Source organism: Actinokineospora sp. PR83 (assembly GCF_021056305.1).
GTDB lineage: Bacteria > Actinomycetota > Actinomycetes > Mycobacteriales > Pseudonocardiaceae > Actinokineospora > Actinokineospora spheciospongiae.
On sequence record NZ_JAJCXD010000056.1, the window covers coordinates 1 to 11,145 of the forward strand.

Below are 11,145 nucleotides of genomic sequence, written 5' to 3' on the forward strand. Positions count from 1 at the left end.
GTCCCGCCGGGCTCGCCCCCGGCCGCGGCGGCCTCCCGGGTGGGCGGCCGCGCGCCCCCGAGGAGAGCCCGGCCGAGCGGACGCAGCTCACCGGCATCCCGGTGACCCGCCCGGACGGCCCCCGCCCGCAGCCGGAGAGCCCGGCCGAGCGCACCCAGGTCACCGGCCTCGCCCCCCTCGGCCGGGCGCAGGCCCCGGGCAGGCCCGCGCAGCCCACCGGCCTCCCCCAGGACCAGCAGCCCGACCACCCGACCGCCCGAACCCAGGACCGGCCAACCGGCACCGAGGACCGAACCAGGGTCCAGGACCGGCCGGGTGGCACCGGCACGCAGGACCGGGTCCGGGGGCAGGACCGGCCTGGCGGCACCGGTACCCAGGACCGGTCGGGTGGCACCGACACCCAGGACCGCATCCGAGCGCAGGACCGGCCCGGTGGCACCGGTACCCAGGACCGGCCCGCGGAGCGCACGCAGGTGATCAGCCCCGCCGCCCTCTCCGCCGGCCCGAAACCGCTTGAGCCGACCGAGCCCACCGCGACCGGCGCCACCCGCGCCGAACCCCGCCGGGTGCCGCCGCGACCCGCCTCGGGAGCCGAGGACCCGCCCAGGCCCCGGCGCAGGCGCGGCCTGCTCGTGGCCGTCGCGATCGTGGCCGTGCTGGCACTCGGCGCCGGGGTCGTCTACCTCGTCCCCGGGGTGGCCGACAAGCTGGGGATCAGCGGCGGCACGCCCGCCGTCGACATCGCGCCGCCCGCGGCGGCCGTCCAGTTCACCCCGACCCTCCGGGGCCCCGGAGGCGGTGTCCCGGCGCCCACGGCGGCCGGGGTGCAGGCGGCGCTCGCCGGTCCGGCGGGCAACCCGGCCCTGGGCACGCTCACCGGGACCGTCGTCGACCCGACCACCGGTGAGGTGCTGTTCTCCCGCAACGCCGACACCCCGCTCGTGCCCGCCTCCACCACCAAGGTGCTGACCACGGCCGCCGCGCTGCTGGCGATCCCGCACGCCGAGCAGTTGAGCACCAGGGTCGTGCAGGGCGACAAGCCCGGCACGGTGGTCATCGTCGGCGGTGGGGACGTCACGCTGTCGTCCCTGGCGCCCGGGGAGAGTTCCGTGTACCCGGGTGCTGCACACCTCAGCGACCTCGTCAACCAGGTGAAGGCCACAGGCCCCGTCGACACCGTGCTGCTCGACCTCGACCGGTACACCGGTGACCCGCTCGCGCAGGGGTGGCTGCCCGGTGACGTGGGCGCCGGGTACATCTCGCCGATCGTCCCGGCGATGCTCGACGGCGGGCGCGCGGACCCCACCAAGGCCGTGTCCGCGCGGTCGGCGAACCCGGCGCGCACGCTCGCCGAGGAGTTCGCCAGGCGCATCGGGGCGACCGTGCCCGCGAAGGCCGTGGTGAAGGCCCCCGAGGGGGCGCGAGTGCTCGGCGAGGTCCGCTCGGCGCCGATCGTGGAGCTGGTCGACAACGCCCTGCAGCGCTCGGACAACGTGCTCGCCGAGGCGCTCGCCCGCGAGGTCGCCCGCACCGTCGGCAAGGAGGTGTCGTTCACCGGTGCCATGGCGGCGGTGCTCGACACGTTGAAGCAGAACGGTTTCGACACCTCCGCGGTCCAGCTCAGCGACGGCAGCGGAATGTCCACTTTGAACAAGGTGACGTCCGACCTGCTCGCCGACGTGCTCAAAGTCGCCGCCTCTCCCGACAGCGGTGACCCGCGCACGGCGAAGCTGCGGCCGCTGCTCGGCGGGCTGCCGGTCGCCGGGGGCAGCGGGACCCTGGCGCGGCGCTACCAGGGGCCCGCGGAGACCGCGGGCAAGGGCTGGGTGCGGGCCAAGACCGGCACCCTGTCCGGGGTCAACTCCCTCGCCGGGGTCGTGCTCGACTCCGACGGCAGGCTCCTGGTGTTCGCGCTCATGTCCAACGGCTCCGACCCGGGTGCCGCGCAGCCCGCGCTGGACGCCGTGGCGGCCACGTTGCGCGGTTGCGGCTGTCGGTGAGGGCCGTTCGGCTCGGGTAGCTTCGGGGGTGTGAACGCGACCAGCACGGACGTGGCCGGGGCCGGGGTCTCGCCGATCGACTGGGCGGTGGCGGTCTCCACCGCCCGCAGGCTGGCCCGACCCGGGCCGGTCGTGCCCAGGAGCGAGGCCGACGCCTCGGTGGCCCGGCTGCGCTCGATCACCGCAGAGGCCGAGGGGCACGTGCGCGCACTGACCGGGCTCGGCGACGGGTTGCCGCTGCTCGACGGTGACGTGGTCGACCGCGACGGCTGGATCGCCGCGGCCGCCGCGAGCATTTCGGCGCTGACCGACGGTGCCCTCCCGGCGCGGTCGGGGCGGGTCGTCGCAGGGTTGCTGTCCGGGACCGCCGGGGTGCAGGCCGGGGTGGTGCTGGCGTACCTGAGCAGCCGCGTGCTGGGGCAGTACGACCCGTTCGCGGGCGACTCCGGGCGGTTGCTGCTGGTCGCGCCGAACATCGTCGCCGCGCGGCGGTCGCTGGAGGTGGACGCGCAGGACTTCGACATGTGGGTGTGCCTGCACGAGTGCACGCACCGGTTGCAGTTCACCGCCGTGCCGTGGCTGCGGGACCACTTCGCCGAGCAGGTCGCCACCTTCGTCGGGGGGCTCGACGACTCCGCCGACAACGCCCTGTCGCGGCTGCCGGAGCTGCTCAGGTCCGCCCGGGCCAAGCCGGACCCGACGGCCTCCTCCGGGCCGATGGGCGTGCTGGAGCTGCTCCAGTCGCCCGCCCAGCGCGCGGTGTTCGACCGGCTGATCGCGCTGTCGACCCTGCTGGAGGGGCACGCCGACCACGTCATGGACGCCGTCGGGCCGCTGGTGGTGCCCACCGTGGGGACCATCCGCCAGCGGTTCACCGCCCGGCGCAGGGGCGGTGGCCTGCTCGACCGCGTGCTGCGCAGCCTGCTGGGCATCGACGCGAAGATGAAGCAGTACGCGGTCGGCGCGAAGTTCACCACCGAGGTCGTCGAGACCGTGGGGATGCGGGCGTTCAACACCATCTGGACCTCCCCGGACACGCTGCCGCTGCGCGCGGAGCTGAGCGACCCGCAGGCCTGGGTCCGCCGCGTCGCCCCGTGAGCGGGCCGCACCCGGCGGTCGCCGAGACCAGGGTGGCGGTGCGGGCGCTGCTCGACGGGTGCGGCGACCGGGTGTTCGTCGCGGTCTCCGGCGGGGCGGACTCGCTCGCGCTGGCCGCCGCCACCCGGCACGTCGCCGACCGGGTCGAGGGGCTGGTCGTCGACCACGGGTTGCAGGCGGGTTCGGCCGAGGTCGCGGCGCGCGCCGCCGACCAGCTCGAGCACCTGGGACTCGACGCCGTCCACGTGCTGCCGGTCGTCGTCGAGGGGCGCGGCGGGGTGGAGGCGGCGGCCCGGCGGGCCCGGTACGCGGCGCTGCGCGCGGCCGCCGGGAACGACCTCGTGCTGCTCGGCCACACCCGCGACGACCAGGCCGAGACCGTGCTGCTCGGGCTCGGCCGCGGCTCCGGGCCGCGCTCCATCGCCGGGATGCGCGCCCGCGACGGCGCCTGGGGCCGCCCGTTCCTCGGCGTCGCCCGCGCCACGACCGAGCTGGCCTGCGCCGCGCAGGGCCTCACCCCCTGGCAGGACCCGCACAACAGCGACCCGCGGTTCACCAGGGCCCGGCTGCGCCACGAGGTGCTGCCGCTGCTGGAGGAGGTCCTCCAGGGCGGCGTGGCCGGGGCGCTCGCCAGGACCGGCGCCCAGCTCCAGGACGACCTGGCCGCCCTCGACGAGCTGGCCGCCGACCTCTACACCCCCTCGGCGGACGGGCTGGCCGTCGACCGGCTCGCGAGTTCCCCCGCCGCCCTGCGCAGGCGGGTGCTGCGGCGCTGGCTGACCGACGCGGGCGCACCCGAGCTGACCGACGCCCACCTGCGGGCCGTCGACACCCTGATCACGCGCTGGCGCGGCCAGCGGGGCATCGCCGTGCCGGGCGGTTTGGTGGCTCGCCGCGCACGTGGCAGGCTGACCTGCGACCGGTCGGAGAGCTGAGAGGACACCCGTGTACGACGGCGACATCGCCTCCGTGCTCATCACCGAGCAGCAGATCAGCGAGAAGATCTCCGAACTGGCCGAGCAGGTCGCACGGGACTACCCGGAGACGGGTGCGGACCTGGTGCTCGTCGGGGTGCTCAAGGGCGCGGTCATGTTCATGACCGACTTCGCCCGCGCGCTGCCGGTGCCGGTGCAGTTGGAGTTCATGGCGGTCAGCTCCTACGGCTCGGCCACCTCGTCCTCCGGCGTCGTGCGCATCCTCAAGGACCTCGACCGCGACATCGCGGGCCGCGACGTGGTCATCGTCGAGGACATCATCGACTCCGGCCTGACGCTGTCCTGGCTGCTCAAGAACCTGGCCTCGCGCAACCCCCGCTCGCTGGAGGTCTGCACGCTGCTGCGCAAGCCGGACGCGGTCAAGGTCGAGGTGCCGGTGAAGTACGTGGGCTTCGAGATCCCCAACGAGTTCGTGGTCGGCTACGGCCTCGACTACGCCGAGCGGTACCGCGACCTGCCCTACATCGGCACGCTGGACCCCAAGGTCTACAGCTGAGGACCCGCCGGGGGCGGGTAGCGCGCGTCACGTCGCGGGGGGCTTGACCGACGGGAACCCGGTCCGGTCGCCGGACGTTGTCGTCTTCGGGGCAGCCCAACCGCACTTCGTCCGGTGGGGGTGCCCGAGCGGGCGGTACTCTGGAGGGACCGGAGGCCCCGTCCGGTGGGGTAATGGTCGTCATTGCCCTCACAGGCAAGTCAGGGAGGGTGGAGGCCGCCACCGCGGCCGTAAGTGCATGGACCGCAAGCGCCTGCTACGCAACCCGCTGCTGTGGATCTTGGCAGTGTTGCTGATCTACTTCGCCGTCAGCATGCTGTTCGACGACACGCGGGGGTACACGAGCGTACCCACCTCCAAGGCCGTCGCCGAGATCAGCAAGGGCAACGTCAAGACCGCTGAGCTGGGCGACAAGGAACAGCAGCTCAAGCTCACCCTCCGCCAACCCGTCGAGCAGGACGGCCAACAGGTCACCCAGGTCCTGACCCAGTACCCCGCCGGGGCCACCGGGCAGATCTACCAGGCCCTGATCGGCGCGAACGGCACCGAGTTCAAGACCGCGGTGACCCAGGACTCGTTCCTCACCCAGATCCTGATCTTCATCATCCCGCTCGGCCTGCTGTTGCTGCTGCTGATGTGGATGATGAACAACGCCCAGGGCGGCGGGAACCGGGTCCTCAACTTCGGCAAGTCCAAGGCCAAGCAACTGCCCAAGGACATGCCCAAGACGACGTTCTCCGACGTCGCGGGCGCCGACGAGGCCGTGGAAGAGCTCTACGAGATCAAGGACTTCCTGCAGAACCCGAGCCGCTACCAGGCGCTCGGCGCGAAGATCCCCAAGGGCGTGCTGCTCTACGGCCCGCCGGGAACCGGCAAGACCCTGCTGGCCAGGGCCGTCGCCGGTGAGGCCGGGGTGCCGTTCTACTCGATCTCCGGGTCGGACTTCGTGGAGATGTTCGTCGGCGTCGGCGCCTCCCGGGTGCGCGACCTGTTCGAGCAGGCCAAGCAGAACTCCCCGTGCATCATCTTCGTCGACGAGATCGACGCGGTCGGCCGCCAGCGCGGCGCGGGCCTCGGCGGCGGTCACGACGAGCGCGAGCAGACCCTCAACCAGCTTCTCGTCGAGATGGACGGCTTCGACGCCCGCGGCGGCATCATCCTGATCGCGGCCACCAACCGGCCCGACATCCTGGACCCGGCGCTGCTGCGCCCCGGCCGGTTCGACCGGCAGATCCCGGTGTCGGCCCCGGACCTGACCGGCCGCAAGAAGATCCTGCAGGTGCACTCCAAGGGCAAGCCGATCGCCCCGGACGCCGACCTCGACGGGCTGGCCAAGCGGACCGTCGGCATGTCCGGCGCCGACCTGGCCAACGTGCTCAACGAGGCCGCGCTGCTCACCGCCCGCCAGAACGGCACGATGATCGACAGCGCCGCCCTGGAGGAGTCGGTCGACCGCGTCGTCGGCGGTCCGGCGCGCAAGAGCCGGATCATCTCCGACAAGGAGAAGAAGATCACCGCCTACCACGAGGGCGGGCACGCGCTCGCCGCGTGGGCGATGCCCGACCTGGAGCCGGTCTACAAGCTGACCATCCTGCCGCGCGGGCGCACCGGCGGGCACGCGCTGGTCGTCCCCGAGGACGACAAGCAGCTCATGACCCGCTCGGAGATGATCGCCCGGCTGGTCTTCGCGCTCGGCGGCCGCTCGGCCGAGGAGCTGGTGTTCCACGAGCCCACGACCGGTGCCTCCAGCGACATCGACCAGGCCACCAAGATCGCCAAGGCGATGGTGACCGAGTACGGCATGAGCGCGCGGCTCGGCGCGGTCCGCTACGGCCAGGACCAGGGCGACCCGTTCCTGGGCCGGTCGATGGGCCACGGTGCCGACTACTCGCTCGAGGTCGCGCACGAGATCGACGAGGAGGTGCGCGCGCTGATCGAGGCCGCGCACACCGAGGCGTGGGAGGTGCTCAACACCTACCGCGACGTGCTCGACTCCCTGGTCGAGGAGCTGTTGGAGAAGGAGACGCTCACCCGCAAGGACCTGGAGCGGATCTTCTCCAACGTCGAGAAGCGGCCGCGGATCACCGCGTTCAACGACTTCGGCCAGCGCACCCCGTCGGACAAGCCGCCGATCAAGACCCGCCGCGAGCAGGCCATCGAGCGCGGCGAGCCGTGGCCGGAGGACAACGCCCGCGAGTCGGTGCCGACCCCGGTGGCGGCCATCCCCGGTGCGGGCGACCTCCCCGGTGGCCCGCCCCACTCCACCCCGGAGCTGCCGCCGACGAACGGGACGCCCAACGGGACCCCGCCGCCCTACGGGCAGCCCGGTCCCAACGGGACACCGCCGCCGTACGGGCAGGTCTACCAGCCCGGCCGCAACTCGGGACCGCCGCACTACGGCGCCCCGCCCGGGTGGACCCCGGCCACCGGACCGCAGAGCGGGCCGCCGCAGCAGTGGCAGCCCGGTCACGGCGAGGGCCGACCGCCGCGGGGTGACGATCCCAACGGCCGGGAGCGGGACTCCGACGGACGCGGCAACGGTTCCTAATGCGATGGTGGCGGCGTGTGGCCGCCGCGATCGACGGAGGTACCGATGACCACAACGAACAACGGGGCTGGGACGGCTGCCGTCCCAGCCCCGGCTTTCGACCCGGTCCGCGCCGAGAACGCGGTGCGGGAACTGCTCCTGGCCTGCGGTGAGGACCCCGACCGCGAGGGGCTGCGGGAAACCCCGGCCCGCGTGGCGCGGGCCTACGCCGAACTCTTCGCCGGGCTCTACACCGAGCCCGACGCGGTGCTCGACAAGACCTTCGACGTCAGCCACGAGGAACTGGTCCTGGTGACCGACATCCCGATGTACTCCACCTGCGAGCACCACCTGGTGCCCTTCCACGGCGTCGCGCACGTCGGGTACATCCCGGCGCTGACCGGCCGGGTCACCGGGCTGTCCAAGCTGGCCCGGCTGGTCGACCTCTACGCCAAGCGCCCGCAGGTGCAGGAGCGGCTGACCTCGCAGGTGGCCGACGCGGTGATGCGCAAGCTGGACGCGCGCGGCGCCATCGTGGTCATCGAGGCCGAGCACCTGTGCATGGCCATGCGCGGGGTCCGCAAGCCGGGTGCGCGCACGGTCACCTCCGCGCTGCGCGGGCAGTTCAAGACCTCGGCCTCCTCGCGCGCGGAGGCGATGCAGCTCATCAGCGGGCGCACCCGGTGACCCTCCCCGATCCCGGCCGCTGCGCGGTGGTGGGCGTGCTGAACGTGACGCCCGACTCGTTCTCCGACGGCGGCCGCTACCTCGACGTGGACGACGCGATCCGCCACGGCCTCGCGCTGTGGCGGCGCGGGGCCGACCTGGTCGACGTCGGCGGCGAGTCGACCCGGCCCGGTGCGGCCAGGGTCGACGCGGCGACCGAGTCCGCGCGGGTGGTCCCGGTCGTGCGGGCCCTGGCCGCGGCCGGGGTCGCCGTCAGCGTCGACACCACCCGGGCCGGGGTGGCGGAGGCGGCCGTCGAGGCCGGGGCGCGGGTGGTCAACGACGTGTCCGGCGGGTTGGCCGACCCGGACATGGCGAAGGTCGCCGCCGCGACCGGGGTGCCGTGGGTCCTGATGCACTGGCGCGGGCACAGCCGGGACATGGACTCCCTCGCCGAGTACACCGACGTCGTCGCCGAGGTCCGCGCCGAACTGCTCGCCCAGGTCGACGCCGCGGTCGCCGCCGGGGTGGCCGAGGACCGGATCGTGCTCGACCCCGGGCTGGGCTTCGCCAAGAACGGCGCGCACAACTGGGCGCTGCTGCGCCACCTCGACAGCCTGGTGGGACTGGGCTTCCCGGTGCTGGTGGGGGCTTCCCGCAAGCGCTTTCTCGGCACCCTGCTGGCCGCACCGGACGGCACCCCGCGCCCACCGGACGGCCGGGAGGACGCCACCGCGGCGATCACCGCCCTGGCCGCCGCGGCCGGGGCCTGGGGGGTGCGGGTGCACGACGTCGACCGATCACTGGACGCGGTGGCCGTGGTGGCCGCCATGACGGGGGCTGCCGGATGACCGACCGGATCACGCTGACCGGCCTGCGCGTGCGCGGCCACCACGGCGTCTTCGACCACGAGCGCCGCGACGGCCAGGAGTTCGTGGTGGACATCACGCTGTGGCTGGACCTGGCCGAGGCCGCCGCCACCGACGACCTGACCAAGACCGTGCACTACGGCGAACTGGCCGAGCGCGCGGCCAAGGTCGTCGCGGGCCCACCGCGCGATCTGATCGAGACGGTCGCCGCCGAGATCGCCGACGCCGAGATGGCCGACGACCGGGTGCACGCCGTGGAGGTCACCGTGCACAAGCCGTCGGCGCCGATCCCGCTGTCGTTCGCCGACGTGGCCGTCACGGTCCGCCGGTCGCGCCGCTCCCGGGGCGGGGCGCGGTGAGCCGGGCGGTGCTGTCGCTGGGGTCCAACCTCGGCGACCGGCTGGGGCACCTGCGGTCGGCGGTCGAGGCGTTCGCGGCCGAGTTCGTCGCCGTGTCACCGGTCTACGAAACGGCGGCGTGGGGCGTCACCGACCAGCCCGACTTCCTCAACGCCGTCCTGGTCGTCTCGTCCCCCGACCTCGACGAGTGGGGTTGGCTGCGCCGCGGGCAGGCGGCGGAGGACGCGGCCGGGCGGGTCCGCGAGCAGCGGTGGGGGCCGCGCACGCTGGACGTCGACGTGGTCACCGTGGACGGTGTCACCAGCGACCACCCGGAGCTGCTGCTGCCGCACCCGGGCACCGCGGAGCGGGCGACCGTGCTGGTCCCGTGGCTCGACGTCGAACCGGACGCGGTGCTGCCCGGGCGCGGCCCGGCGCGGGACCTGCTGTCCGCCCTGGACACCTCGGGCGTGCGGCGCCGGGACGACCTGGAGCTGCGGTGAGAGCGACGAAGGCGGCCGACCTCATCCCATCGGGTGCAATCGGCGCCCTGATCGGGTATTTCGGTTGTCGGCTCCTCTACGGCTCCCTCCCCCCGTTGCCCACCCTGGCCGGGCTCACCCTGCTCGTGCTGGCCGCCGTGGAGGCCGTGCTGGGGTACTCGCTGCGCTCGCGCATCCAGGGAAAGAGCGGCAAACCGGTGCAGGCGCTCGCGGCGGCCCGCGCCGTGGCCCTGGCGAAGGCGTCGTCCCTGCTCGGCGCAATCATGCTCGGCCTCTGGCTGGGCGTGCTCGGCTACGTGCTGCCGGAGAGCTCGCGCGTGTCGGCGGCCAAGCAGGACGTGCCGAGCGCCGTCGTCGGCGCCGCCTGCGCGGCGATCCTCATCGGCGCGGCGCTGTGGCTGGAGTACTGCTGCCGGACCCCGGACGACCCCTACCCCGATGATCGGCGATCAACAACGTGAGATCCATTTGGTCTCGTCGAGGTAACGGCCCGGTACGGTAGGGCGCATGACCGGCCGGACCGACACCTTCGACGAGCGGGACAGCGCCCCCACCGCGCGCCTGCTGCTCGTCGCGGCGCTGGGTCTGGCCCTCGCCTCCACCGCGGTGCTCGTCTTCAGCGATTCGCTCAAGTGGATGCGGCTGGGTGTCGTCGCCGCGCTGTGGGCCGCCCTCGCGGGGGCCTTCCTCGCCGCCCGCTACCGCAGGCAGGCCGGGGACCGCGCCGAGCGGGCGGCGGACCTGCAACACGTCTACGAACTGGAGCTGGAGCGCGAGGTCGCCGCCCGGCGCGAGTTCGAACTGGAGACCACGGCCGAGGCCAAGCGCGCGGCGCAGGAGAAGGCGGATTCCGACCTCGCCGAGCTGCGCGAGGAGCTCAAGGCCATGCGCGAGCACCTGCAACAGCTCCTCGGCGGCGGTGAGGTCCTCGTCGAGCGCTTCGCCCTGCACGCCGAGGCCACCCGGATGCGCGGCGTGGCCGAGGAGAACCGCGGCTCGAAGCCGCTGCGCCGCATCACCGCCGCGGGCGACGCCTCCACCGAGATGATGGGCCGCGTCGGCAAACCCCCCGTCGAACGCCCCGACGGCTGGTTCGAGGGCGACCGCATGGACCCGGACTGGCAACCGTCGTGGGACAGCGACGAGCAACCGGCGGTGGTCTCCGGCCAGGGCAGCCGCCCGGTCACCACCCGCAGGCGCACCGTCCCGGACACCGCCCGCCAGCAGCCCGCCGCCGAACCCACCCGCAGGCCCGTCGCCCGCCAGGCCCCACCCAACCGCACCGAGTCCCGCCCCCGCGCCGACGCCTTCCCCCCGGTCGCCAACCCCGGCGGCGGCAGACCCCTGCGCACCGACGAGGCGGAACGCCTCCGCGAACCGGACCCCCGCGCCCACCCCACCAGGCAGGGCGCCGCGTTCCCGTCCGAGCAGGAGAGCTCCCGACCCGTCGGCCAGGACACCCGCCGCCACCAACCCGGCGGAACCCCGGAACAGCAGGACCAGCGCCGCCCCCAACCAAGCGGCGCTTTCCCGGCTCAACCGGAGAACGCCCGAGGCGAACCCGCACCGGACCCCCGCCGACAACAAACCCCGCCCGACCCCGAAGACCCCCGCCACAACGGCGCCCCCCGCAGGCAACAGGCCGCGCTCGAT

Annotated in this window: 11 protein-coding genes; all 11 read left to right on the forward strand. The window is 73.9% G+C overall.

What is annotated here, in order from left to right; translation table 11 throughout:
• On the forward strand, window positions 1-2,000 hold a 2,000-nt coding region (gene dacB / locus L6E12_RS19685; RefSeq protein WP_236229396.1), incomplete at its 5' end, for a D-alanyl-D-alanine carboxypeptidase/D-alanyl-D-alanine-endopeptidase.
• 30 nt (window positions 2,001-2,030) lie between these two features.
• The gene (locus L6E12_RS19690) at window positions 2,031-3,098 is read left to right on the forward strand and encodes a zinc-dependent metalloprotease (RefSeq protein ID WP_236229397.1); all 1,068 of its coding nucleotides are present in this window, start codon (window positions 2,031-2,033) and stop codon (window positions 3,096-3,098) included.
• Window positions 3,095-4,033, forward strand: a complete 939-nt coding sequence (tilS, locus tag L6E12_RS19695) for a tRNA lysidine(34) synthetase TilS (protein WP_236229398.1) — start codon at window positions 3,095-3,097, stop codon at window positions 4,031-4,033. The genes L6E12_RS19690 and tilS overlap by 4 nt, the downstream gene beginning before the upstream one ends.
• Window positions 4,034-4,043: 10 nt before the next feature.
• Window positions 4,044-4,589 (forward strand): hypoxanthine phosphoribosyltransferase, encoded by a 546-nt coding sequence (hpt, locus tag L6E12_RS19700; RefSeq protein WP_110079203.1) that lies wholly within the window; start codon window positions 4,044-4,046, stop codon window positions 4,587-4,589.
• 238 nt (window positions 4,590-4,827) lie between these two features.
• A complete protein-coding gene (gene ftsH / locus L6E12_RS19705; RefSeq protein ID WP_236229399.1) occupies window positions 4,828-7,137 on the forward strand; it encodes an ATP-dependent zinc metalloprotease FtsH in 2,310 nt (769 codons plus the stop codon).
• Window positions 7,138-7,182: 45 nt separating this feature from the next.
• A complete protein-coding gene (gene folE / locus L6E12_RS19710) occupies window positions 7,183-7,803 on the forward strand; it encodes a GTP cyclohydrolase I FolE (protein ID WP_236229400.1) in 621 nt (206 codons plus the stop codon).
• Between the two features lie 29 nt (window positions 7,804-7,832).
• Complete coding sequence (folP, locus tag L6E12_RS19715) at window positions 7,833-8,633, forward strand: dihydropteroate synthase (RefSeq protein WP_236229404.1); 801 nt, start codon at window positions 7,833-7,835, stop codon at window positions 8,631-8,633.
• Window positions 8,630-9,010, forward strand: a complete 381-nt coding sequence (gene folB, locus L6E12_RS19720) for a dihydroneopterin aldolase (protein WP_236229401.1) — start codon at window positions 8,630-8,632, stop codon at window positions 9,008-9,010. Before folP ends, folB begins: the two co-directional genes overlap by 4 nt.
• Window positions 9,007-9,492, forward strand: coding sequence for a 2-amino-4-hydroxy-6-hydroxymethyldihydropteridine diphosphokinase (folK, locus tag L6E12_RS19725; protein WP_236229402.1), 486 nt, complete (start codon window positions 9,007-9,009; stop codon window positions 9,490-9,492). Before folB ends, folK begins: the two co-directional genes overlap by 4 nt.
• Complete coding sequence (locus L6E12_RS19730; RefSeq protein ID WP_236229403.1) at window positions 9,489-9,953, forward strand: DUF3180 domain-containing protein; 465 nt, start codon at window positions 9,489-9,491, stop codon at window positions 9,951-9,953. The genes folK and L6E12_RS19730 overlap by 4 nt, the downstream gene beginning before the upstream one ends.
• 46 nt (window positions 9,954-9,999) lie before the next feature.
• The coding region (locus L6E12_RS19735) for a DUF6779 domain-containing protein (RefSeq protein WP_374201909.1) at window positions 10,000-11,145 on the forward strand (1,146 nt) is incomplete at its 3' end.

Bases quoted from the DNA above. Each gene is read 5' to 3' on its own strand.
- ftsH (WP_236229399.1), top strand. From the start codon at position 4,828: ATGGACCGCAAGCGCCTGCTACGCAACCCGCTGCTGTGGATCTTGGCA.
- folE (WP_236229400.1), top strand. From the start codon at position 7,183: ATGACCACAACGAACAACGGGGCTGGGACGGCTGCCGTCCCAGCCCCG.
- folB (WP_236229401.1), top strand. From the start codon at position 8,630: ATGACCGACCGGATCACGCTGACCGGCCTGCGCGTGCGCGGCCACCAC.